The sequence below is a fragment of the Natronoarchaeum mannanilyticum genome (genome assembly GCF_039522665.1).
Classification (GTDB): domain Archaea; phylum Halobacteriota; class Halobacteria; order Halobacteriales; family Natronoarchaeaceae; genus Natronoarchaeum; species Natronoarchaeum mannanilyticum.
In genome coordinates this window covers 44,439-68,061 of sequence record NZ_BAAADV010000007.1, presented here as the reverse complement: position 1 = coordinate 68,061, position 23,623 = coordinate 44,439, and the positions used below count along the sequence as shown (strand labels likewise).

General features: G+C 67.4%; 23 protein-coding genes. 12 read left to right on the top strand and 11 right to left on the bottom strand.

The features are described 5' to 3' along the window. Positions 1 to 53: 53 nt before the first annotated feature. The 4 genes from ABDZ81_RS13445 to ABDZ81_RS13430 form a co-directional block, all read right to left on the bottom strand. The gene (locus tag ABDZ81_RS13445) at positions 54 to 1,067 is read right to left on the bottom strand and encodes an amidohydrolase family protein (protein ID WP_343774513.1); all 1,014 of its coding nucleotides are present in this window, start codon (positions 1,065 to 1,067) and stop codon (positions 54 to 56) included. Between the two features lie 78 nt (positions 1,068 to 1,145). Then, positions 1,146 to 2,378 carry an HD domain-containing protein gene (locus tag ABDZ81_RS13440; RefSeq protein ID WP_343774512.1) on the bottom strand — a complete coding sequence of 411 codons (1,233 nt, stop codon included), beginning with the start codon at positions 2,376 to 2,378 and terminating at the stop codon, positions 1,146 to 1,148. A gap of 204 nt (positions 2,379 to 2,582) precedes the next feature. Then, the gene (gene psmB / locus ABDZ81_RS13435; protein WP_343774511.1) at positions 2,583 to 3,317 is read right to left on the bottom strand and encodes an archaeal proteasome endopeptidase complex subunit beta; all 735 of its coding nucleotides are present in this window, start codon (positions 3,315 to 3,317) and stop codon (positions 2,583 to 2,585) included. A gap of 139 nt (positions 3,318 to 3,456) precedes the next feature. Further along, a complete protein-coding gene (locus tag ABDZ81_RS13430) occupies positions 3,457 to 3,630 on the bottom strand; it encodes a hypothetical protein (protein WP_343774510.1) in 174 nt (57 codons plus the stop codon). Positions 3,631 to 3,913: 283 nt separating this feature from the next. Between ABDZ81_RS13430 and ABDZ81_RS13425 the strand changes: the two genes are divergently transcribed. The 5 genes from ABDZ81_RS13425 to ABDZ81_RS13405 all read left to right on the top strand — a co-directional run bounded on the left by ABDZ81_RS13425 (position 3,914) and on the right by ABDZ81_RS13405 (position 8,102). After that, the gene (locus tag ABDZ81_RS13425) at positions 3,914 to 4,285 is read left to right on the top strand and encodes a DUF555 domain-containing protein (RefSeq protein ID WP_343774509.1); all 372 of its coding nucleotides are present in this window, start codon (positions 3,914 to 3,916) and stop codon (positions 4,283 to 4,285) included. A 135-nt stretch (positions 4,286 to 4,420) separates the two neighbouring features. Next, the gene (locus ABDZ81_RS13420) at positions 4,421 to 4,960 is read left to right on the top strand and encodes a CBS domain-containing protein (RefSeq protein WP_343774508.1); all 540 of its coding nucleotides are present in this window, start codon (positions 4,421 to 4,423) and stop codon (positions 4,958 to 4,960) included. Between the two features lie 42 nt (positions 4,961 to 5,002). After that, positions 5,003 to 5,602 carry a DUF502 domain-containing protein gene (locus ABDZ81_RS13415; protein ID WP_343774507.1) on the top strand — a complete coding sequence of 200 codons (600 nt, stop codon included), beginning with the start codon at positions 5,003 to 5,005 and terminating at the stop codon, positions 5,600 to 5,602. Positions 5,603 to 6,543: 941 nt separating this feature from the next. Beyond that, positions 6,544 to 7,053, top strand: coding sequence for a DUF5805 domain-containing protein (locus tag ABDZ81_RS13410; protein WP_343774506.1), 510 nt, complete (start codon positions 6,544 to 6,546; stop codon positions 7,051 to 7,053). After that, positions 7,050 to 8,102: a tyrosine-type recombinase/integrase gene (locus tag ABDZ81_RS13405; protein WP_343774505.1), complete on the top strand. Its 1,053-nt coding sequence runs from the start codon at positions 7,050 to 7,052 to the stop codon at positions 8,100 to 8,102. Before ABDZ81_RS13410 ends, ABDZ81_RS13405 begins: the two co-directional genes overlap by 4 nt. A 539-nt stretch (positions 8,103 to 8,641) precedes the next feature. Here ABDZ81_RS13405 and idsA3 read toward each other — a convergent pair. Both idsA3 and ABDZ81_RS13395 read right to left on the bottom strand, forming a co-directional pair. After that, the gene (idsA3, locus tag ABDZ81_RS13400; protein ID WP_343774504.1) at positions 8,642 to 9,691 is read right to left on the bottom strand and encodes a geranylfarnesyl diphosphate synthase; all 1,050 of its coding nucleotides are present in this window, start codon (positions 9,689 to 9,691) and stop codon (positions 8,642 to 8,644) included. A 1-nt stretch (position 9,692) separates the two neighbouring features. Then, positions 9,693 to 11,045, bottom strand: coding sequence for an RNase J family beta-CASP ribonuclease (locus tag ABDZ81_RS13395; RefSeq protein ID WP_343775283.1), 1,353 nt, complete (start codon positions 11,043 to 11,045; stop codon positions 9,693 to 9,695). Between the two features lie 260 nt (positions 11,046 to 11,305). Between ABDZ81_RS13395 and ABDZ81_RS13390 the strand changes: the two genes are divergently transcribed. Next, positions 11,306 to 11,911 (top strand): metal-dependent hydrolase, encoded by a 606-nt coding sequence (locus tag ABDZ81_RS13390; protein WP_343775281.1) that lies wholly within the window; start codon positions 11,306 to 11,308, stop codon positions 11,909 to 11,911. A gap of 15 nt (positions 11,912 to 11,926) precedes the next feature. Here ABDZ81_RS13390 and ABDZ81_RS13385 read toward each other — a convergent pair whose 3' ends face one another. The 3 genes from ABDZ81_RS13385 to ABDZ81_RS13375 form a co-directional block, all read right to left on the bottom strand. Further along, entirely contained in the window at positions 11,927 to 12,736 is an 810-nt protein-coding gene (locus tag ABDZ81_RS13385; RefSeq protein WP_343774503.1) for an isopentenyl phosphate kinase, read from the bottom strand. A 1-nt stretch (position 12,737) separates the two neighbouring features. After that, positions 12,738 to 13,772 (bottom strand): mevalonate kinase, encoded by a 1,035-nt coding sequence (gene mvk / locus ABDZ81_RS13380; protein ID WP_343774502.1) that lies wholly within the window; start codon positions 13,770 to 13,772, stop codon positions 12,738 to 12,740. Between the two features lie 160 nt (positions 13,773 to 13,932). After that, positions 13,933 to 14,916: a zinc-dependent metalloprotease family protein gene (locus ABDZ81_RS13375; RefSeq protein WP_343774501.1), complete on the bottom strand. Its 984-nt coding sequence runs from the start codon at positions 14,914 to 14,916 to the stop codon at positions 13,933 to 13,935. 104 nt (positions 14,917 to 15,020) lie between these two features. Between ABDZ81_RS13375 and ABDZ81_RS13370 the strand changes: the two genes are divergently transcribed. The 4 genes from ABDZ81_RS13370 to ABDZ81_RS13355 all read left to right on the top strand — a co-directional run bounded on the left by ABDZ81_RS13370 (position 15,021) and on the right by ABDZ81_RS13355 (position 17,949). Next, the gene (locus ABDZ81_RS13370; RefSeq protein WP_343774500.1) at positions 15,021 to 15,617 is read left to right on the top strand and encodes a J domain-containing protein; all 597 of its coding nucleotides are present in this window, start codon (positions 15,021 to 15,023) and stop codon (positions 15,615 to 15,617) included. Between the two features lie 89 nt (positions 15,618 to 15,706). Continuing rightward, on the top strand, positions 15,707 to 16,681 hold the full coding sequence (gene artA, locus ABDZ81_RS13365) for an archaeosortase A (protein ID WP_343774499.1): 975 nt from the start codon (positions 15,707 to 15,709) through the stop codon (positions 16,679 to 16,681). Then, complete coding sequence (locus tag ABDZ81_RS13360; RefSeq protein WP_343774498.1) at positions 16,682 to 17,428, top strand: metallophosphoesterase; 747 nt, start codon at positions 16,682 to 16,684, stop codon at positions 17,426 to 17,428. Between the two features lie 68 nt (positions 17,429 to 17,496). Then, entirely contained in the window at positions 17,497 to 17,949 is a 453-nt protein-coding gene (locus ABDZ81_RS13355; protein WP_343774497.1) for an SHOCT domain-containing protein, read from the top strand. Between the two features lie 39 nt (positions 17,950 to 17,988). On the opposite strand, the gene ABDZ81_RS13350 is transcribed toward ABDZ81_RS13355, so the two are convergent. Beyond that, positions 17,989 to 19,260, bottom strand: coding sequence for an NAD(P)/FAD-dependent oxidoreductase (locus ABDZ81_RS13350; protein WP_343774496.1), 1,272 nt, complete (start codon positions 19,258 to 19,260; stop codon positions 17,989 to 17,991). 261 nt (positions 19,261 to 19,521) lie between these two features. On the opposite strand from ABDZ81_RS13350, the gene ABDZ81_RS13345 reads away from it, so the two are divergent. Continuing rightward, positions 19,522 to 20,760 (top strand): threonine synthase, encoded by a 1,239-nt coding sequence (locus tag ABDZ81_RS13345; RefSeq protein ID WP_343774495.1) that lies wholly within the window; start codon positions 19,522 to 19,524, stop codon positions 20,758 to 20,760. A gap of 115 nt (positions 20,761 to 20,875) precedes the next feature. On the opposite strand, the gene ABDZ81_RS13340 is transcribed toward ABDZ81_RS13345, so the two are convergent. Further along, positions 20,876 to 21,568, bottom strand: coding sequence for an HD domain-containing protein (locus tag ABDZ81_RS13340; RefSeq protein WP_343774494.1), 693 nt, complete (start codon positions 21,566 to 21,568; stop codon positions 20,876 to 20,878). Positions 21,569 to 21,828: 260 nt separating this feature from the next. On the opposite strand from ABDZ81_RS13340, the gene ABDZ81_RS13335 reads away from it, so the two are divergent. Then, positions 21,829 to 23,583, top strand: coding sequence for a cache domain-containing protein (locus tag ABDZ81_RS13335; protein ID WP_343774493.1), 1,755 nt, complete (start codon positions 21,829 to 21,831; stop codon positions 23,581 to 23,583). The last annotated feature ends 40 nt before the right edge of the window (positions 23,584 to 23,623 follow it).

Genomic DNA, 23,623 nt, shown 5'->3' with positions numbered 1-23,623 from the left:
CGCGAAACCGAGCGGAAATATCCGGCTCGAACGAGACGAAGATTTTCGATTTGTTATAGCACTATTTGGTTTACATCGGCCTGGCCCGCCCGTCGAACCACGGCTCGCACGATATCCTGCGCACCGGCGAGGTTGTCGGAGTCGCCGTCGAGCACCTGCAGTTTGGCCTCCCGCCCCTCGGCGACGACGCCGCGATCCAGCCCCGCGATCTCGGCGCCGTTGATCGTCGCCATCCGAAGCACCTCGCGAGCCGAGAGGTCGAACAGCTTCGCGGCGAAGGCCATCTCCCGGAACATCGACGGGCTGTTTGTCATCACGTTGTCCGTCCCGAGCGCCAGCGTCGTCCGATCGGCCAGTTCCGCTACGGGCGCCAGTCCCACGTCGGTCACGACGTTCGAGCGCGGGCAGAGGACGATCGGCACCTCGCTGTCGTCGATCCGGTCGAGCTGGTGGGGCTCGGGGTGAACCATGTGGACCAGAAAGTCCGGATCGAGATCGAGCGCCGGGTCGACGTCCGAGCTGTCGACCTCGCCGGCGTGGATGCCGAAGAGCTTGCCGGCCTCGCGGGTGGCTCGGCGCTCGCGATCGAAGTCGGCGTCGTTCGCGCCGCTCGCACCGAAGCCGTCGCTCGCCTCCATGGCGTCGGTGGTCTCCCGACCGAGGATCACCGGCTCGACGTCGATCCCGTCGGCGGCGTCCCGCAGCTGTTCGACGCCTTCGACGCCGCCCTCGCGGAACTCGATGCAGGTTCCCGTGCCGGTCGAGCGCATGAACTGCAGCGATCGACGCATCCCGTCGACGAGTTCTTCGCGCGAGGCCGCCCTGAGAAGCCGGTGTTTCAGCCCGTCCGGCGGGGCGACGAGCTCTTCGAGCGTCAGTCCGCCGCCGGCCTCCTTGGCGATCGAGTCGCCCAGGTGCGTGTGAGCGTTGACGAACGCCGGCAGGATCACGTCGTCGCTGTTCGTGCTCGTCTCCTCGACGGCTGCGATTTCCCCGTCCTCGATCACGACCCGACCCTCGACGGGGTCGAACGATCGTCCGCGCAGAATAGTTCCTTCCAGTTCCATAGGGGGATGGACGCGCTTCCGCACCATTCCGTTTACCCTTCGCGTACGCGCGCACGGTCCTGAGAGCGCCCCCCGGCGCTACTTGTCGGGCTCGAACTCGTCGAGCGTCGCGTAGTGGCCCCGCCGCACCTCGGTGACCAGCCCGCCGTCGGCCTCCAGCCCGAGGACTGACGCCGCGGCGCCGCCGACGCCGTCGGTGACCGCCTCGGGCGCGTAGACGCCGAAGCGCCACTGCGACCGCTGGGCGGCACGGAGCGCGTCGACGAGCGGGGACTGCTGGCCCAGTCGCCTGATTTCGCCGTTGACGACGACCCGGGACGTCGATTCAGTCATCGAGGGCTTCGAGGGGACGTCGATGACGACGTGCTCGGGCGCCACGCCCGCCCGATCCGCGATCTCGGCTTCGAGCTCGCGCACGCGCTCGTGATCCGTATCGAGCAGGGAGTCGGGAACGTCGTCGATTTCGGCCCAGACGGCCCGCTTGAACAGATCGCGCTCGTCGAGCGCGCGGGCGTAGGACTCGGTCGACTCGGCGGAGCGCAGGGCGGCGATCAGATCGTAGTCGTCCATCCGCCGGATCGTCTCGGGCGTCGCCACGCCGTCCTCGATCAGCCGCTCGGTCGCCCGGCGGAGCATCGACTTGCCGATCCGGGCGACCGGATGGCTGTACACCGTCGGGTTCATCAGCGCGCGCGCGACCAGCAGGCTCTCGGCCGTCTGGACGTTGCCCTCCGCGAGCACGAGTTCGCCGTCGAGGAACGTCAGCTCCCGGACGAGCCGCTCGTGGTCGATCGTCCCGTAGGGGACGCCGGTGTGGTGGGCGTCCCGCACGAGGTAGTCCATCCGGTCGACGTCGAGTTCGCCCGAGACGAGCTGGCCGTACTGGCCGTCGCCGGCGATCAGCCCCGCGACCGCCCCGGGATCGAGGTCGTGCGAGCGCAGGACGTCGCCGACGGGGTTCGACGCCAGCAGCTCCTCGACGTCGTCGTGGTACTTCCCGGTGTGGCGGTACAGCAGCGCCTCGACGTTGTGGCTGAAGGGGCTGTGGCCCACGTCGTGCAACAGCGCGGCGGCCTTGACGCGCTCGGCCTGTCGCCCGTGGACGCCGAGGTGCTCCAGAGCCTCGCAGGCGAGGTGGTAGACGCCGAGGCTGTGCTCGAAGCGCGTGTGGTTGGCGGAGGGATAGGCCAGCGACACCGTTCCTAACTGTGAGATCCGGCGGAGCCGCTGGACCGCGGCGGTGTCGAGCAGCGCCGCCGCGACGCCCTCGACCGCGATGTGGTCGTGGACGCTGTCCTTGATCGTGGTCATGGAGCGGGCTTCGGCCCGTTCGTACAAAAAGTGTGGCCGGGGACCGACGTTCAGCGTGGGACGCCGACGTTCGACTGGTCGATGCCGATGTTCAGTCTGGCGACGCCGACGTTCGGCTCGGCGACGCCGAAACTCGCGAGTACGGCGCCGACAGCCGCAGCTACAGCGGTCGAGCACCGAGAGGAGAGAAGATCCGAAACCGCGCTACAGCACGTCGTCGAAGTCCTTGTGGCCCTGAATCGTGACCTCTTCGTCGGTCACTTCGGCGAGGAACACGCCGTTGCCGCTGCCGGTGTCGCGCTCGACGGCGCTCTTGACGGAGCGCGCCGCGACTTCCTTGGCTTCCTCGTTCGAGAGACCTTCCTCGTAGTACTGTTCGAGAGTACCGTAGGCGACCTGCATCCCGCTGCCGGTGACGGTGTAGTCGTCGCGGACGACGCCGCCCGCGGGGTCGATGCTGTAGACGTGGCTCCCCTCGTCGTCGACGCCGGCGAGGATCGGATGGATCGCGAAGAACGGGCCGCCGCGGGCGAAGTTACCCGCCAGCGAGGACAGCGCCTGCATGCTCATCTGCTCGCCGCGGCGCGTTTCGTAGAGATTCGACTCGACGCGGAGATACTTGATGAAGGACTGGGCGCCGCCGACCGAGCCGACCAGCGTGAGGACGGCGCTGGGGTGAATTTGCTCGACCTTCTGGACGTCCTTGCTGGAGACGAACCGTCCGCCGAGGCTGGCGCGCATGTCCGTCGCGACGACGACGCCGTCGTCGGTCGTCAGGCCGACCGTCGTCGTCCCGGTCTTGTTCACGTTTTCCAGTTCGTCCTCGGAGAACTCGGGCTCGGGCAGCGAGCCGATGGAGGGGCCCAGCGGATCGTCGTCGGCACCCGACAGCCGGTCGCGGTTTCGCGAGAACTCGTTGTCGTGCATCGGGGTTCGCATTGCCCGCGTCTACACGTCGCGCGCATATAAATGGCCGGCGTTCCGGACGGCGTCGCCGAATCGCTGCGAGCGGGCCGCAGGCTCCCGAGCGGCGGCGTCGAACGACCGGATAATCCCGACTTTTTCCGGGCGTACCCGATTACGGTTTCGCTCCCTCGTAGGCGCTCTCGAGGCGCTCGACGATCCGGTGGATCGGCGGCGCGCGGCCGGCGGTCCGCTGGGCCGCGAGCGCGAGCGGCATCACGAGGATGCCGACTGCGATTGTCAGCTGGTACAGGGCAAACACGCTGGATCGGTACACCCGTGCGATCATCTTGCTTCGCTCTGGAGCAACGGACCACCGTATAAAAGAATACCTGAATATATCTAACATAACGGTCGATGTCGCGCGTTCGAGGTCGACGCCCGCTTGCGGTTCAAGCGAGCTTGCATTGTGCCCATCTCCACTCGCGTTCACGCCCGTCCACGGGTAGGCACGCACTCGCTGAACGGCGGCTTCGCCATAACTTATGCGGATACTCAGGATGCCGTGCGCATCTGAAACGTGACGCGCGCGAACCACAAAGCAAGAGGACCCCCGGCGCGGAACAGTACGTATGAGCAACTACCTCGTTGCGATGGAAGCGGCATGGTTGGTGCGCGACGTCGCCGAGATCGACGACGCGATCGGCGTCGCGGTCAGCGAAGCCGGCAAGCGCCTGAACGAAGAGAGCATGGACTACGTCGAGGTAGAGGTCGGCGCGACGGGCTGTCCCGCCTGCGGAGAACCCTTCGACTCCGCCTTCGTCGCGGCCGACACCGCGCTGGTCGGACTCGTCCTGGAGATGAAGGTGTTCAACGCCGACAGCGAGGAACACGCCCAGCGCATCGCCAAGAGCGAAGTCGGCGGCGCGCTGCGGGACGTCCCGCTGTCGGTCGTCGAGACGATCGAGTACGAGGACGACGAGGAACTCGAATCGGCGTCCTGACGAGGCGAAGCCGAGTCAGGGCTCGCGGAACTCCGTTCCGCGACATCACGACGACCGAAGCGAGTGCGGGATCGCTTTCGTGCGTTCCGCTACCGCGACCCAAGCTTTTTAATATAACCCAAAGTAATTCCGGGTATGGAACTGCCGACGCCGGCCGACCTGCGCGAGCGCCGGAACGAACTCGGGCTGACCCAGAGCGAACTCGCCGAGCGGGCCGACGTCTCCCAGCCGCTGATCGCCCGGATCGAGGGCGGCGACGTCGATCCGCGACTCTCGACGCTCCGGCGGATCGTCAACGCGCTGGCGGAAGCCGAAACCGGGATCGTGCGCGCGGAAGACCTAATGCACGAGGACGTGATCCGCGTGTCTCCGGACGACGATCTCAGCGTCGCCGTCCACCGGATGGAGGAGGAGGCGTACTCCCAGCTCCCCGTCCTCCAGGACGGTATCCCCGTCGGCAGCATCAGCCAGAGCGATCTGGTCCACGCCGACGAGGACGACCGCGCCGAACCTGTCCGGGAGTTCATGAGCGAGAGCTTCCCGACGGTCTCGGAGGACACGACGCTCGACGAAATCACGAGCCTGCTCGAACACTACAAGGCCGTGATGGTGACCGATCGGGGCGAGACGGTCGGGATCATCACCGAAGCCGACGTCGCGGGGCGCCTCTCGTAACTCGACGAGAACGCTAATGTGGTCGTGCGATTAGACGTAGCTATGGACTGGCTGAAACGGAATCTGGGGAGCGGGCTCGTCATCCTGCTGCCGATCCTCGTCAGCGTCTTCGCCCTTCGATGGCTCTACACGAAGCTGGCGGCGCTCCCGCTGGTCGAGGGAATTCAGCCGCCTGCGGTCGGCGTCGTACTCAGCATCGCCCTGTTCGTGACCTGGGTGTTCGGCATCGGATACCTGATGCGGACCGCGCTGGGGACGGTGCTGGCGATGCGCCTGGACGCCCTGATGAACCGCGTCCCAGGGATCCGGGTCGTGTACAACGCCTCGAAGATGGCGATCGAAACCGTCGTCGCGGACACCGACGGGCTGAAACGCCCCGTCAAACTCAAGCCGTGGGGCGACCTCCGGGTGACGGGCTTCGATACGGGCCACGAGTCCGACGAGGGGAACCCCGTGATATTCATTCCGACGTCCCCGAACGTGACTAGCGGGATCGTCGTCGAAGTCGACGAGGAAGACGTCATCGAGCTCGACGAGTCCGTGGAGGACGCTCTGACGCGCGTTCTCAGTGCGGGGTTCGGAGAGAAAAACGGGCAGACCAACGTTCCGGGGAACGTCTTTTCGCCCTCGGACGACGAATAGCCGATCGGGACGCCTCGGCGGGTCGGTTCGTCTTCGCGCGCGCGTGAGGTTGGCGAATCTGCAGAGATGGAACGCAGTTAGCTATAGCGATATGCGATATAGAAGTTGGATACGCGGCGCCGTATCGTGTCATATGTTATCGTATAACATAAGAAGAAAACGTAGCTGACTCTTGGAAAACCAGAGTTGAGGCCCGACAAAGGACGATACAGGGAAGCACTGAACACCGCCTTTCGAGTAACGGGCCCGGGCCGGAATCTACGAGTTTTACTACTCACTGGCAGCGACGTGGTGCCAGTAGCCGCCGATTTCGTTGCTTCGGTTCGGACCCCGCCGAGTCCGGAACGCTCGAAAGTACGAAGAAGAGCAGTAAACTGCTGACGCCGACGGGGAACGAGACGCTGCACGGACCCGGGTCGAACGGTTGGGCAACTGACGACGGGAGACCGAAATCGCACTAGCGACGCGCGGATCTCCTCGCACCCACGTCACGCCGCTTCCGACGGAAATCACTTGTCCGTGCGCCGAGGGCGACCAGTTTGTCAGACTGATCCGCAACGCTACGACGCTGATATCCCGTCGACGAGCACTGGTTGTCGTGAGAGCACCACCGGGGGCTCGGGACAGGAAGCGCAATGTTCTAAGATATATCAGACAGCCCGGCAGCGTCGATCAATCGACGTTCTCGTTCCTCCCGATCCAGCGTACGAGGTAGTGCGACGGCCACCTCGAAAAGAGGTGCCGATCACGTTTCGAGGAGATAGCCAGATAACGATAGTGAATAACAAGCAAGATTTTATCTGGTTATGTAGCACCACTTTGGGGATTTACGGGGCTAGTTTGTCAAAATAACCCCAACTACGCGGCACCAATAGACAGAATAAGATACTTTATCCTGAGTAATGGAAACATTGAAGGTAACAGCGTTCATCGGTCGTCGCGTGACGACCGAACGAGACGCGGACACGTCCCGGACGGCCGTGAAGACGTACGTCCCGACGTACCAAAAACGTCTGTGGGCCGACCACGCCGACGAGCTCGGGATGAGTCAAAGCGAGTTCGTCCGGACGATGGTCCAGGCCGGACGCAGCGACTTCTCCCCGCCGGAGGCGACTGGTGAAACGGGTGAGTTCTCGGCACCGAGAGAGCAGGAAGAATCAGTCAAAGAACAGGATCGGGGAGAAATGGAGCCCCGTTCTGGAGGCGCTACCCCAGGGGTTGAGAGCGGTGAAACGGGGTCCTCTCAGACGGGATCGGACAACAGTGGCGACGACCTGACCGACCGCGTCCTCGAGGTGCTCGATCGAGATGGCGTGCTCTCGTGGGACGAGCTCGTCGAGGCGGTGACCGACGACATCGAGCGCCAGCTCGACGAGGCCGTCCAGGAGCTCCAGGACGAAAACGCCATCCGCTACAGCGGTCGCGAAGGAGGGTACACCGTTCAGTCATGAGCGAGGCACGGAGCGGCGCCGGCGACGTTGACGATCCGATCGCGTACTTCGTCCAGGACGTGGGGTATCACGGAAAGACCGAACGGACGCAGGAGGCCTACGAGCGCGTTCTGCGGGAGTTCGAGGCGTTCCTTGCTGACGGCACGACTCGGTCGTCGAGCGGCGTGACCGTCCGCGAAGCGACCCACAGGGACTGTATGGAGTGGATCCACGCGAAGCGCGGCGAGCTGGCCGACAGCACGATCGCGACGTACGCGTCGTATCTCCACCGATTCTACGGGTACATGACCCAGGTCGACGCGTTCGATTCGAACCCGATGACGATCGTCGTCGAGCAGATGGACGAGTCGATCGACACCGACCCGGCGCGCAGGGAACTCTCCGTGGCGGAGATGCGGTCGTTCGTCGCCGATATTCGCCATCCCCTGGATCGTGCGGTGATCGTCACGTTGTTGAAAACCGGTATGCGAGCCGGCGAGCTGTGTAATCTCGACGTTCGCGATCTGTACCTGTCCGACGAGCCGGGCGGGGCCAGACAGTCGATCAGACCGTCGGTTTCCGGGCGACCGGATTCGCTGTACGTCTCCGCGGAACCGCGACAGGGCGTCGAGGTCAACGGCGAGCGGCGGACCGAATCCAACAAGCGAAAGCGCGACACCGTGATTCCGGTCGACGACGAGTTGTCCCGGGTGTTGGTCCGGTGGCTTGCGGTTCGTCCCGACGCCGTGTCGGACGCCGAGCCGTTGTTCGTCGGGACGCGAGACGGCTGGGGCCAGCGGCTCTCCATCGACGCCGTCCATCGGATCGTCACCGACCACGCTGCGGATCAGGGGTGGTATCGAACCGGCGGCGGCGCAGCCGAGAACGTCACTCCCCACTACTTTCGGCACTTCTTCACCACGCACCTCCGGAGCGAGACGGGGGATCGGGGGATCGTCAAGTACCTGCGCGGCGACGTCGCCGAGGACGTCATCGACACGTACACCCACGACTGGGGCGATAGGGTCCGCGAAACCTACGAGTCGAACGTCTACGCGCTGCTGTCCTGAACGAGTCGCCGCTGTATCAATCGCAGCATCCGCTTCCCGCGGACGCCACGGCACTGCCTCGCCAGACGGTTGTCCGCTGGAGAGGCGCTATCGGCGCCGATCTCGGATTCGTCCCGACAAATGGATGGAAATATTACATTTCTTGCATGGGCGATGCGAGACTCGTAAATCCCATGATGATATATAGAATCGTCGGGAGTCTGCCGGTCGGAGAGATGTCGCAAATAGGCCGCAAACCCCCTGAATACGCGGTATTATGGGTACTGAGGAGTGTTCCAGCCTCACGATCGTGGCGGCCTTTCGAATTGTATGCTAACTGTTGGCAATAGTTAAGGACGAGCCTGTCGGTCACTCGCACATGGGGCTGTTCGATCAGCTTCGCGATGCCGTCGGCGGGCACGACGGCGGTCGGCGTTTCGAGTGTGCGGACTGCGGGAGAGCGTTTGCGTACGCGCCCTCGGTCGAAGATCCCAACTGCCCGTACTGCGACTCGGCGGAGCTACGCGCCGGGAGCCGGCGAAGCAAAAAGTGATCTGGCGTCAGTAGCCGCGCTCGATCAGGTAGTCGGCCAGCTGTTCGAGCAGGTGTCTCGCTTCGTTGTCGGGGAGCACTTCCAGCCGCTCCTTTCCGGACTCGACGAGTTCCGCCGCCGTGTCGCGGGCGTAGTCGATGCTGCCCGCGGCCTCGAGCTCGGCGACCGCCTCGTCGATCTCGGCTTCGGTGACGGCCTCGACGCTCTCGGCGTCGACCAGCGAGTCGACGTCGACGCCCTGCTCTCGGGCGTGGAGCGTCAGCAGCGTCTGCTTGCCCTCGACGAGGTCGCTACCGCGTTGTTTGCCCAGCTTCTCGCTGGGGACGGTGAGATCCAGCACGTCGTCCTGGATCTGGAACGCGCGGCCCACGTCGATGCCGTACCCGTACAGCTGCTCGACGGTCTCGTCGTCGGCGCCAAGCAGCAGCGCCGGGACGCTGGACGACGCTCCGTACAGGACGGCGGTCTTCTGTTCGATCATCTCGAGGTAGTCCTCCGTGAGCACGTCCGAGCTCGTCTCGAACTCGACGTCCAGCGCCTGGCCCTCGCAGATGTTCGTGCAGGTCGTCGCCAGCACGTCGAGAGCCCGGACCGTCCGGTCGGCCTGGGCGTCGGTATCGAGCATGATCTCGAACGCCTTCGAGTAGAGCGTGTCGCCGGCGAGGATCGCCGTCTCGAGATCGTACTCTCGGTGGACCGCGGGGACGCCCCGCCGAAGGTCGTCGTCGTCCATGATGTCGTCGTGGATCAGCGTGAACGACTGGATGGTCTCGACGCTGACCGCCGCCGCCATCACGTCGACGTCGGAGCCGTTCAGCGACGGGAACGACCGGTAGTCCGCTGAGAGCGGTTCGACGTCGGCGAGCGCTTCCGCGACCAACAACAGCACGGTGGGGCGGAGACGCTTGCCGCCCGCGTCCAGCAGGTACCGTGAGGCCTCGTAGAGCCGCTCGGGGTCGGTGATCGGGAGTTCCTCGGGGATGGCGTCGTTTACGAGTTCCCGCCGCTGTCCGACGGCCTCCAGCACCCGTTCCTCTCGCGCCTCGGATCCAGTCATATCACTCGACCAGCTGGATCATGTTGCCGTTCCGGGTGACGTGGAGATCCCGCCCGAGCTTGTACCCCTCGCTCTCGGCGAGATCGACGTAGCTGGAGTAGCCCTTCATGTCCTGGTGGGCGGGGATGACGTGCTGGGGCTGGAGCGCGTCGAGCATCTCGTAGTGACCCTCCTGTCGGAGGTGGCCCGAGACGTGGATGTCGTCGTAGATGCGGGCGCCCTGCATGCCCAGCAGTTTCTCGGACTGGTAGCGCTGCCCCTCGTTGGTCGGCTCCGGGATCACTCGCGCCGAGAAGATGACCTTGTCGCCGTCGTCGAGTTCGTACGGCGTGTCGCCGCGACCCATTCGGGTGAGCATCGCGCGGGGCTCGCCCTGGTGGCCGGTGACGATCGGCAGGTAGTTCTCCTTGCCCTCGTTCATGATCCGCTTGAACGTCCGATCGACGGACTTGCGGTGGCCGAACATCCCGAGATCCTCGGGGAAGTCGACGAAGTTCAGTCGCTCGGCGGTGCCGGAGTACTTCTCCATCGACCGGCCGAGCAGGACGGGCTGGCGCCCGATGTCCTTGGCGAACTCGACGAGGCTGGAGACGCGCGCGATGTGGCTGGAGAACGTCGTCGCGACGATGCCGCCGTCGTAGTCCTCGATGCTGTGCATCACGTCGCGCAGGTGCTCGCGGGCGACGTTCTCGCTGGGCGTGCGGCCCTTCTTGTTGGCGTTCGTGCAGTCCTCGATGTAACACAGCACGCCCTCACCCTCGCGGCCGATCTCGCGGAACCGCTCCATGTCGATCGGGTCGCCGATGACCGGCGTGTGGTCCATGCGCTTGTCCAGCCCGTAGACGACAGCACCCTCGGGTGTGTGAAGGACGGGATTGATCGCGTCGATGATCGAGTGCGTGACGTTCACGAACTCGAGCTCGACGTTGCCGGTGTCGCCGATGCTCATCTTCTCGCCGGCTTCCATCTTCACGAGGTCGTTCTCGACGCCGAACTTCTGCTCGCCCTCGATCTGCTGTTTGACCAGCTCGATCGTGAACGGCGACGCCACGACCGGCGCGTTGTACCGGTGGGCGAGCTTGCTGATGGCGCCGATGTGGTCGAGGTGACCGTGCGTCGGCACGATGGCCTTCACGTCGCCCTCGAGGTCGCTCATCACCCGATCGTCCGGGATGGCGCCCATGTCGATCAGGTCGAGGCTGTGCATCCGTTCGGTCTCGACGTTGTCGTGGATCAGAACCTTCGAGAGGTTCAGACCCATGTCGAAGATGACGACGTCCTCGCCAGCTCGTACCGCCGTCATCTGCCGTCCGACCTCCTCGTAACCGCCTATCGTTGCTATTTCGACTTCCATAGTTGATCCGAGCATTCAAAGCCACGTTGCGGTGGCGATGCGCTCACGGAAACACCCACGAATAACGGGAACGTGACCCCGGCGTCTTGCAGCACGTCGGCCGCGCACCCGCCCGCAGCGCGCGTCTCGAGGACGCACGCCACTACCCGCGGGTCGTGTTGGGAGACACTATGCGCTCATGGTTTAAAAAGGCGTGGCATCCGAGCCGGACGCCGACGCGGACGACGCGCTTAATGGATCGGACGCCCTTCCTCGGGTATATGATGCTGACCACCCACGTGCTGATCGGGCTGGCGCTGGCGACGCCGATCGTCGTCGCCGCACCCGACCTCGGCACGGCGGCGCTGGTCGGCGGGGCCCTCGGCGGCGGGTTCCCCGACGCAGACATGTACACCGCCCACCGTCGGACGCTCCACTTCCCGGTGTACTTCGCCGCCCTGTCGATCCCCGCGGTCGCCCTCGCAGCCATCGTCACGACGCCGGCGACGGTCGCGCTCGCGCTCGCGGTGGTCGCCGCCGCGGTCCACTGCTGCATGGACGCCCTCGGCGGCGGCCTGGAACTGCGGCCCTGGAGGGGAACCTCCGAGCGCGCCGTGTACGACCACTACCGGGGACGCTGGCTCCCGCCGCGGCGCTGGATCCGGTACGACGGCGCGCCCGAGGACTTCGTGCTCGGACTGGGCATCGGCGTCCCGCTGTGGTTCTTGCTGGAGGGCCGCTTCGAGCTGTTCGTCCTCGTCTTGCTCGCGATTTCGGCCGTCTACGCCGCGGTGCGCAGGCGACTCCCCGACCTCGCGCCGGTAGTCGCGGACGTCGCGCCGGACGCTCTTTCACCGTACATTCCCGACGAGAGCGACAAACCCTGAACGGCGGTCGCCTCGCTACTTCTCGTCGCCGCGAATCGTCGTCCCCGGGCGCTCGCCCGCGAGAAACGCCGAGAGCGCGTCGAGGTCGAAGATCGAGGCCGGAACGTCGAGCGCGAGCAGTTCGCGAACTTTCCCGGCCATGCCGCCCGAGACGTCCGTCGCGTCGCTGCCGCCGAGCACGTCCGCGACGTCGTCGAAGGACGATATTTCGGCGATGACGGACGCCTCGTCGACGCTATCCTCGTCATCCGCGTCGAGCACGCCCGGCACCGTCGAGCAGACGCCGACGCGCTCGGCGTCCAGCTGTCCGGCGAGTTCCGCGACGATCTCGTCGCCGCTCAGCACGGTGACGCCCTCGCCCGCGTGCGCGATCACGTCGCCGTGAAGCACGGGCACGAACCCTTCGTCGAGCAACGTCCGAACCTGTCCGGTGGGCAGCGTGAGGTCGGCGTCGGCGTCCCGGTGCGCGGCAGAGAGGGGATGGACCGGCACCGCGGGGACGCCCTCGTCGCGCAGGCGCCGGAGGACGAACTTGTTCAGCGTCGTCATCGCGCCGTGGATCGCCAGCACGCCGTCGGCGTCGCGGGTTCCCTCCTCGGTTGTGACGCCCCATCCCGCTGCGTTCGGGTGGCCGAAGCTGCCGCCGCCGTGGACGATCACGAGGTCGTCGACGGCGTCGCCGGTCCCGCCGCTACCGTCGCCGCCTCCGCCCGAGCGAGCCGCCGCGACGGCCGACGCCGCCCGGTCGAGCTCCGGGCCGTCGACCGTCTCGTCGCGGTCCTTCTCGGTGACGACGCTGCCGCCCAGCTTGAGGACGGTCGTCATTTCAGGCGCCCTCCATGCGGTCGTCGCTCGGAGGCTGCTCGACGCGCACGCCGTCGCGGTCGAGTTCGGCGCGGAACGCTTCTTCGCAGCCCGGCGTGAACCGGAGCGCGGTACTCGTCTCGTCGGTCTCGTCGAGCGCGACGACGCAGCCGCCGCCGCCCGCGCCGGTCAGCTTCGCGCCCTCGGCGCCGGCGTCGCGGGCGGCCCAGACCATCCGATCGAGCGAGCGCGAGGAGACGCCCAGCGCCTCCAGCAGCCCGTGGTTGAAGTCCATCAGCCGGCCCAGCTCCGCGATATCGCCCTCGGCCAGCGCCTGCTCGCCCTCGCGGACGATGTCGCCGATCGCCTCGATCGTGTCGGCGGCGAAGTCGTACTCCTCGCGGAGCTGTCGGACGCCGGCGACGAGCGCGCCGGTGTCCCCGGCGCCGCCGTCGAAGCCGACGACGATCGGCAGGTCCGGCGCCTCGATCCGCCGGCAGTCGTCGCCCTCGACGCGGACCGCCCCGCCCATCGCCGAGCAGAACGTGTCCGCGCGGGACGCCTCGCCCGACTGAACCTCGTACTCGGCCTGAAACGCCCGATCGGCGACGGTCTCGGGCGACAGCTCGACTCCCAGTTCGCGCGTGGCGGCGTCGATCCCGGCGACCGTGACGGCCGCCGAGGAGCCGAGCCCGGCGCCCAGCGGGATGTCGCTCTCGATCGTGATGTCGAAGCCGACCTCGGAAACGTCCTCGCCGCGTTCTTCGGCGACGGCCTCGCGGGCCTGCTCGACGGCGGCGTCGACGTAGCCCATCGCGGCGTCGATCAGCGACTCGGAGACGGCGACGTCGGGCTTCGACTCCGAGGAACCGCTGTACTCGACCGTGAACCCGTCCAGCGAGAGGTCGTCGGCGTGGACGCGCAGCAGTTCGTCGTCGCGGCGTTCGGCTGTGACCCGCGCCCGCCGCTCGATCGCGCAGGGCACCGCCGGCTCGCCGTAGACGACCGCGTGCTCCCCGAACAGGTACACCTTGCCGGGAGCGCTCGACGTAGTCATGCGCTACGCTCGGCGGGCATCCGTAACAGTAGTTGCGGAATGATGGCGACGGCCGCGGTGCATCCTCGGCCGGCAGCGTCGAGGCGAGCAGCGCGGCGTCGAGGCGGGCAACGCGGCGTCGAGGCGGGCAACGCGGCGTCGTGACGCCGCTCCTGATCGCTCACTGCAACCCGAGTTCGACGGCCAGGGTATCGCTCTCGCCGTCGCCGATCGAGTGCGAGTCCGCAGCCTCGAACTGCTCGCGAGCCGCCTTACTTCGCTCCTCGTACCGGTCGTAGTCACCGTCGTCGCGCGCTGCAGCGGCCTCGCTCCACGCCTCGGCTGCGCTGCGGAAGTGCGCGGCTTTCGCTTCGGCGTCCGCACAGATGTCGACCGCCCCGTCTGCGTCGATGTCGTCCGACTCGGAGGCCGCTTCCCCGAACGAACTGACGGCGGCGTCGTACTGGTCGGCGGCGCTCGTGAACTCGTCGCTCGCGGTCGCCCAGTTTCGCTCGTCTATCGCGTCGTTGGCCGCCTGCCAGCGCTCGGCGCCCTCGTTGAACGAGCGTCTCCCCGCGAGGTACGCCTCGTGGATCGCCCGCCGCGTCTCGTAGTTCGGGATCCGATCGGCGGGGTCGTCCGACATGATCTCTTGGGGATCGTCGTCGTGACCCAGACCGAGCGTGTGCCCCAGCTCGTGAGTGATCGTGGTCTGGGTCAGATCGTCGGAGTAGCCGGTCTTGATCTGGACCGACGCCGTGTCGGGCGCGTCGCCGGTGATCAGCGGCGCGCAGCCCACGACCATGTACCCGTCTTCGCTCCGCTCGCAGGTCGAGATCTCGTCGACGAGCGTCACGCGAACGTCCGGGTCCGCGGCGTCGAAGTCGAGGGCGTACTCCACGTCGTAGCCGGCGTACTGCTCGGCGTGTTCCTCCCAGAACGCGGCCGAGGCCTCGATCAGTTCGGTGAAGTTCTCCCGGCGGTCGACGTCCTCGTCGTACGCGACGCCGAGGACGATCGGTTCGCCGCCCCAGGGGTGGTCGACACCGAAATTCTCTATCTTGGTGCCTTCGGCGGCTTCGTCGACGGTTTCGGAGAGCTGGGCGCAGCCGGCGGTCGCTGCGGTCGCACCCGCAATAGCGCCGAGGAGGGTTCGGCGTCGCACGGTTTGAATGTCAGTCAGTGGAGAGCGGGTTTGAGTGTTTCGCCCAGCATATGCGGGGTTCCCCCGGGGCCTTCATTAGCTTCGATCCCCAATCGGCAGGCGTTGTGTGGGGAGCGATCGCGGAGCTTCCGGAGTGGTTGCTGCTCGGGCTCGGGCTCGCCGGAGCGTCGACGTTGTTGGTCGCGCTCGCGTTCGTCGCAGGACAGCGCGCGTTCCCGCGCCTGGAGGACGATCCCGCCGGGTCGCCCGAGCGCGAGGGCGCCGAGCGACGCTTGGCGGAGATCCGACACTACCTCGAAGCGATCGACGAGCGCTACGTCGAAAAGACGACAGTGGCGGGACAACGCGTCGAGTTCTACCTCCCCGAGCGCGACGTCGCGGTCACGTTCGACGCGAGGGTCTTTTTCCGCCTGGAGGCGACCGACACCGACCCGGTGCTCGTCGAACACGAACTCCCGGGCGGCCACCTCGGCTCGCGACTCCCCTTCGAGACGCCCGAAATCGCGACCGACGAGGACGCGGACGCCGGCGTCGCGACGGCGTTCGCCGCGCTGGGACTGCCTGCTAGCGCGGACGTCGAGGAAGTACGACGCGCCTACCGCCGGCGCGTCAAGGAGGTTCACCCCGATCAGGGCGGCGACGAGGACGAGTTCCGGCGCATCCGCGAGGCCTACGACACCGCGCGGGAGCACGCCGACTGAGCGGGCAGACGGAACGGCGCAATATCGGTCCGGCGGCAGGCGCACACGATGCCGATAGCTCTTTATTTCGATAGCGCTTGCATCCCCACGTGACGACGCTTGCGTCCCCGCTCGCGACCGAGGCGATCTGGGCGACGGGAACCAGGAACCTGTTCGTCTGGGCCGCCATCGCCGCCTTCCTCGCGACCGCGGCGCTCGAACTGACCGGTCGAACGCGCGCCGCAAGAACGAGCGGCGTCGCCGCCTGGGTCGTGTTCGGCATCTTCTGGGGTCTGATGGTGCCGTACTTCTACTTCGACGCACAGAGCATCCTGGAGAGCGCGCTGAGCCTGATCGGAGTCCCGCTGTCGCTGTACGCGGCGTACCTGCTGTATTCGGGCCGGGACTCGCTGCTGATACTCTCCCGGGCGGTCGCGATGATGGGGCTGCTGTACCTCCCCGCGATGACGATCCCGGTCGTCAAGACGGTGCTCATCGAGTCCGTCGCCCGGCAGGCCCACTTCGGGATGGAGCTGCTGGGCTACTCGCCGGGGATCGAGACCGGCGCGAACGGCTACCAGAGCCGCTTCGCGTTCGAGGGGTACTCGACGTACATCGTCCTCTCGTGTACCGGGATCGGTAGCATCTCGATCTTCGGCGGCGCGATCATGGCGGTGCGGGCGCCGCTGGCCCGGAAGGCCAAGGCGTTCGCGATCGCCGTGAGCGTCATCTGGGTGGCGAACCTCGGGCGGAACGTGTTCGTCGGCCTGGCGGCGCCGCTGGGCTGGTTCGACTACCCGATCTTCCACGCGATCACCGACACGCTCGCGGGCGAGGAGATGGTGACCTCCTTTTACGTCTCCCACCACCTCATCTCGCAGACGCTGTCGGTGGTCGCGCTGGTCGGCATCACGCTGCTGATCGTGCGCGTGCTCCCCGAACTGTTCGCCGTGCTCGACGAGATCCTGTTCGTGCTGACCGGCACCGAGTACGACCTCCAATCGGAGCTCGGCCCGTCAGCGGCGTCCGGCGGAAGCGACGACGCCGCGGTCGTCGAAGACGCCGCGGACCCGAGCGACGACTGAATGGCGCCGCCCGACGCCTCGTTTCGCGACCGATCGCTGTACCTGCCCGCAGCGGACGCGCTCGTCTGCGCTGACCTGCACGTCGGCCGGGACCGGAGCTCGAACGTCGAGCTACCCCTGGGCGAGTCCGACGATCTGCTCGACCGGATCGAGGCGCTCCTGTCGAGGTTCGAGCCGAGCGAGTTCGTCGTCGCCGGCGACGCGCTCCACTCCTTCGACCGGGTTCCCCGCGGCGTCGCGACGACGTTCGCGGATCTCGCCGAGCTCGTCGCGGACGCCGGCGCCGAGTTCGTCGTCACGACCGGGAACCACGACACGATGCTCGACAGCGTGATCGGGGGCGACGCCGCGGCGACCGAGGTCGCCGGTGAACTCGCCGACGCCGCGACAGTCGCGGACGAGTACCGACTGTCCGGCATCGACGCCGTCGTCCTCCACGGCCACGAGCAGCCCGGCGCGGACGCCGAACTGTACGTCTGCGGCCACGATCATCCGGCGATCAGGATCGAGGGCAAGCGCCACCCCTGCTACCTGTTCGGCGAAGGCGTCCGCGGCGGGGCCGACGTGCTGGTCGTGCCCGCGTTCAACCGACTCGCTCCCGGGACGCTCGTGAACCGCGCCCGGTCCGACGGGTTCCAGTCGCCGCTGCTCGACCGCTCCAGCGCGTTCCGGCCGATCGTCCGCGACGACGACGCCGCGGAGACGTTCTGGTTCCCGCCGCTCGACGAGTTGCGGTCGATGCTGTAGGCTCGGGCGGCGACGGCTTCCGCCGCGCGACCGTCAGTAGTTACTGCCTCCGCGAGAGAGTACCTCTCATGGTCGACGTGAGCCACGAGTTCGTGGCCGAGAAGCTCTGGCTGGTCGTCGCCGTCGTGACGCTCCCGCTGACGTCGCTGGTCGCGGTGAGCGGCGCGGTGCTCCCCGAGGTGCTGGCGGGGCTGTTGGTCACGAGCATCCCGATCGTCGGCTGGTTCCTCCTGACGCCGCTGCTGTTGCTATTCGGCGAGGAGATCGCGGACTGGCTCGTCGGCGCCGACGCCGACGCGGGCGACGGCGAGCCGGCCGAACGCCCCGAGGACCCCGTCGAGACGCTCAAGCGGCGGTACGCCGCCGGGGAGATCGGCGAGGCCGAGTTCGAACGCCGACTCGATCGAGTGCTCTCGCAGGAGGACGGCGAAGCGACAACCGACAGCCGAGACGGGTCGCGTACGGACGACCGATCGAGAGCGCAGTCGTCCGAGTACGAGGACCTGCTCGAACGCGAGTGAGCGGGTCGCGGCGCCGTCGCACCGGTCGCTCGGAGCCGATCAGAGATCCGCCAGCGCGGTCTGGGCGGCGTCCCGACCGCTCTCCATCGCGCCCTGGATCGACGACCAGCGGGTGTAGTCGCCGGCGAGGTAACACCGCCCGGCGGGCGCGTCGACGCTCGGGAGATCGTCGAGACTGCCCGGCGGCTGGGCGAACTGCGAGAACGGGACGCGTTCGGTCCCCAGAAGCTCGAAGTCCGCGAACGAGTGCTCCGGGTACCACGACGACAGCGCGCGCCGCGTCATGTCGTCGAAGCGTGCGGGCTGCTCGTCGCGATCGCCGAGGAACGTCGCGCTCGCGAGGTGACGATCCTCCGGCGCGTGCTCGGGCGCGATCTCCGAGTTGACGACGACGTGGTTCGGGTCCTCGCCGCCGGCGTTGAGGATCAGGCGCTTGCCGGCGTCGAGCGACTCCGATCGAGGCATCGAGTAGTACTGCGTGACGCAGCCCTCGCCGTCGGTCGGGATCGATTCGACGCCGGTCAGATCGCGAGCCGTCGGCGGATCGGTCGCGACGACGACGGCGTCGGCGGTTCTGGTCTCGCCGCCGACGGACACCTCCGCTTCGGCGTCGTCTGCGTCGACCGACTCGACCTCCGTGTCGGTCATGACGGTCACGCCGGCCTCGCGGGCGCGCTCGGCGAGCTGCTCGGGGATCGCGCCCATCCCGTCTGCGGGAACCGCGATCCGACCCTCCGAGAGCATCTTGAACGTGTACTCGAACACCGTGCTGGACGATGAGAGCGATCGATCGAGCGTGATGCCGCCGTAAAAGGGCGCCGCGAAGTTCTCGACGAACCGCTCGGAGAAGCCCCGATCGCGGAGGTACTCCCGGATAGATCGGTCGCTACCGCTGAAGATCGCCGTCGGCGACTTCCCGGCCAGCTCCCGGCTGAGTTTCAGCGTCCGAACTTTATCCGTCATCGAAACTTCGGTGTTGAGCGCCGATGACAGCAGCGCCGAGCGATCCCGCAGGGGATCGGAGAGGATCGAACGCTCGCCGTCGCGAGCGATGCAGGCGCCCGGCGTGTAGTACCGCAGGTTCAGGGCGTCGTAGTCGAGTTCGCGCTGCGCGGCGGGGTAGGCGGTGAACAGCACCTGGAAGCCCCGATCCATCACGAAGCCGTCCTTCCGAGTGGTCCGCACGCGACCGCCCACCTCCTCTTCGCGCTCGACGACCTCGACGTCGACGCCGGCGTCCGCGAGATGCCGGGCGGCGACGAGCCCCGAGAGGCCCGCGCCGGCCACGATCACGCGCTGGTCGGTTGACATACCGCTCCGTTGGGACTCCCGGGTCAAAACTTCACGCGTGTCGGCTGCGCGCAGGACGGCTTTCGGCCGCGAACTCTCGAACCGGTCCGCCCGTCCCGCTCCGCAGTGTGATTTTGGCGAGGTACGAGCCGGTGCTGGGACGACGGATAAATTGGAGATCGCTATATCAAATCGGCGATGGTGACGACGCGCCGGGAACGTCCCGAGAGCGAACTCCGACGGATGAACAGGGCTTAGGGTCCGGCACCGAAATCGACGAGCATGCAAACCAGCGACGCCTTCGCCGGGCTGGAGTGTCAGGAGTGCGGCGAGCGGTTCGACGCCGCCGACGAGCGAAGCTCGTCGAGCCCTGACTCGCAAGTTCGTCAGGAGGACGAGACGGCCGGCCGCTGTCCCGACTGCGGCGGCGCGCTCGCGCCGACCTACGACTACGACGCGATCGACCTCGACAGGGAGACGCTCGCCGACCGGCCGTTCGGCAGCCAGTGGCGCTACCGCGAGCTGCTGCCGTTCGAACGGTCGGCTGCGGTGAGCATCGACGAGGGCGGGACGCCGCTGGTCGAGGCCGCGTCGCTCGCGGACGAGCTCGGCGTCGGCGAGCTGTACGTCAAAGACGACGGACGGAACCCGACCGGATCGACGGCCGATCGAGGACAGTCCGTTGCCGTCACGGCGGCCCGCGAGCGCGGCGTCGACACGGTCGCGCTGGCGTCGACCGGGGACGGCGGGCAGTCCGCGGCGGCGTACGCCGCCCGCGCCGGCCTCGACGCCGAGGTGTTCGTCCCCTCGCGCGCGACGTTTACGAACAAGGCGATGGTGAACGTCCACGACGGCGAGATGACCGTCGTCGGCGGGCGAGTCGGCGACGCATTGGAGGCCGCTGCGGAGTCGATCGAGGAGGAAGGGTGGCACGATCTGGGCTGGTTCGCGACGCCGTACCGCCACGAGGGCGCGAAGACGGCGCTGTTCGAGATCGTCGAACAGCTGGCGTGGGAGCTTCCCGACGCCGTCGTCGTGCCGACCGGCGCCGGGGTCGGGGCCGTCGGCGTCCACCGGGCCGCGACGGAACTGGAGCGACTCGGGCTGATCGACGAGACGCCGGCGATCTACGCCGCGCAGGCGGCCGGCTGCGCGCCGATCGTCGACGCCTGGGAGGCGGGTCGCGACGAGGTCGAGCCGGTCGAGTACCCCGACACGATCTGCGGCGGCATCGAGATCCCCGACCCGCCGGGCGGCTCGCTCGCGCTCGACGCCGTCGCGGAGTCGGGCGGCGGCGCCGTCGCGACCGAGGACCCCGACATCCTGGACAGCGCGGTCGCCGTCGCCGCCAACGAGGGGCTGGAAGTCGGCGCCAGCGCCGCCGCGGCAGTCAGCGGCGCCTGGGAGCTCTCGCGGCGCGGCGAGTTCGACGACTCGGACACGGTCGTCGTGCTCAACACCGGCGCGGGCTCGAAGTCCGACGACGTGCTCCGCAGTCACCTGATGGGCCAGGGGATCTGAGCGGGAACCGACCCGGTCGCGCTCGGCGCCGAAAGACGGAACGCGCGGCTGTTTCCGCGACGGCTAACGGGCGAGGTCTCGTCGCGAGAGGCTTTTCTTCCGGTACGACAGCCCGTCAGTCGGGGAGACTGTCGTCGACGTCGATCGCGGCGACCTCGTCGTCGAGCCACTCCTGGAACCAGCGGACGCGCTTGAGCCGCCGGTGGGCGATCCCCTCCGCGGCGTCGGTCTCGACGCGCTCGGCGGCGTCCCGCCCGCGTTCGAGCACGCGCTCGACCATCTGGCCGGCGTCCATGTGCGTCCGGGCCTCGTACCCCATGCGCAGCAGCATCAGCGCCGTGCCGTTGGCGCCGACCTTGTCGAGCAGGTCAGCCTCGATCACGCACCGCGTTTCGAGGGGCAGGTCGGTCAGGTCGCCCTGGTAGGAGTGGTCGCGGACGGCTCGACAGACCTCGTCGACGAACGATTCGGGGTACTCCCCGCGGTTCTCGAGGTACTGTCGGGCGACCCGTGCGCCCTCCTCGGCGTGGACGTCCTGATCGGCGTCGAGCTTGGCGACGTCGTGGAACAGCGCGGCGACCCGCGCGACGTCGACGTCGGCGCCCTCGGCGCGCGCGATCTCCTCGGCCAGCTCGACGACGTTCAGGATGTGGTTGTGCCGGTAGTCGGCGGAGTGCCAGGGGTACCAGCGCATCCGTCCGCCCTCGTCCTCGTTCTCGACGCTGGCGGCGAGATACTCGTAGACGAACTCGGACATGTCCGCGAACTCCTCGGCGGAGACCCGCGACTCCTTGATTTCAACCCCCACGGAACCACCTCAGAGAGACGAATCCGGTACTCATTCTTGTCCGAACAAAGGCGTGTTCGACTCTTTAGCGTTACGCAGGCGTCACCGACACTCGGCGGGTGGCCTAACCATCCCCGTGAGCCCCGGTTAGTCGCCTGCAGTCCCATCGAGCCCGTCTCGATCCGCGGCTTCACCGAATGTCGGGCTACAAGCCTGAGCGGTCGAGAGCCCCGGTGACGCGAAACTATATCCCTGTCGAGAATCGAAACACCAAGCCACGGATGCAACTCCGGCGAAAGTTCCTGTTGGCGTTCGTGCTCGTCGCGCTGACGATCGCCGGAGTGCTCGTCGTCACCTTCGACTCCCAGCGAGACGCCGCCGTGGCCTCGGCCAGCGAAGACGCCACGGAGCAGGCCGATCTGGCGGCGTCGACGATCGACCGCCAGCTCGTCGAGAAGCGACAGTCGATCGAGATCGCGGCCGATCACCCCGAACTCGTCGACGCGGACGACGCCACGCGTAACGAGCGAATCGCGACGATCAGGACACAGACCGACTTCGAGGGCGTGTCCGTCGTCGCGGCCAACGGGACGATGACGGCGCTCGCGAACGAGGACGGGACCGGGGGCGCTCCCGTCGGCGAGGACTTCAGCGATCGACCCTACGTTCGGGCGGCGCTGGACGGAAGAGTGTACGTCAGTGACCCGTTCACGGCCAGAACGGGCAACCGGATCGTCGTCGTGAGCGCGCCGATCCGATCGGACGGCGAGATCGTGGGGACGCTGAACGGGGCGTTCCATCTCTCGGGAAGCGCGCTGTTCGATCCGATCGAGGGACAGAGTGACCCGGACACGCAGGTTCGGATCGTGAACGACGGAACGACGCTGTACGCGGGCGACGAGGCGATCGACTCGACGGTCGACGGCCGGGCGATCGTCCACACCACCGGCTGGACAGTCACCGTCGACCGCCGCCAGTCGAGCGTCACGGCGCAGGTTCGACGCCTCGCCGTCGCACAGGGCGTCGCCGGCATCGTGATGCTCGGGGCGGTCGCGCTGTTCGGCCTCTGGATCTACCGATCGGACATCAGACAGGCCGAGCGGCTGCGCGATCAGTTCAGACGCATCGAGGCCAGGGAGTACGATCGTCGCGTCGAACTCACGGGGAGCACGGAGTGGTCGGAGATCGGCGCGAGCGTCAACCGGCTGACCGAGACGCTCGCGCGCCGCGAGCAGATGCTGCTCGTCCTCAACAGGCTGCTCCGGCACAATCTGCGGAACTCGCTCAACGTCATCGTCGGGCGCGCTGACCTGATCGACGCGGATGACGACCGGGACGATGGCCACGCCGCCGAGATCCGATCGGCCGCCGAGGAGCTGCTCCACCTCAGCGGTCGGGCCCGGAAGACGGAGGCGCTGATCACCGACGATCGAACGGGCGTCGGAACCCCGGTCGACGTCGCGGACGTCGTCAGAGAGCGGGTGGCGGCGTTCCGGACGGATCATCCGGATGCCGCCGTCGAGATCGAAGCGCCCGAGGCGGCGCGGGCGTCGATCGGGGGCGAGCTCGCGACGGTGGTCGACGAACTGCTCGCGAACACCGTCGACCACGCCGGCCCCGCGCCGAACGTGCGCGTCTCGGTCGCGCGCGTCGACGGTTGCGCCGGCGACGAAACCGCAGTGCAGTCGAACGCCCTCCGGTGGAACTGGTCGCACCGCGACGCGGCGTCGACGGGCGCGGCCGAACGAACCGGCGAGCCGACCGAACCGATCCGCGAGGTCGGGCGCACCGCAGCGAACGCGGACGTCGTCGAACTCCGCGTCTCCGACGACGGCCCGGGCGTTCCATCCGAGGAGCGAGCCGTGCTATCCGGCGAACGGGAGATCGACCCGCTCCACCACACCGGCGGTCTCGGCCTGTGGCTGACCGACTGGATCGTCTCGCAGGCCGGCGGAACGGTCGATATCGCCTGCGATGAGGGGACGACCGTGATCGTCCGTATCCCCGCCGCGACGGCGTCCGACGACGCCGAGTGACGGGTCGCGGGACAACGGCGTTCGACAACCGAGTGCTACT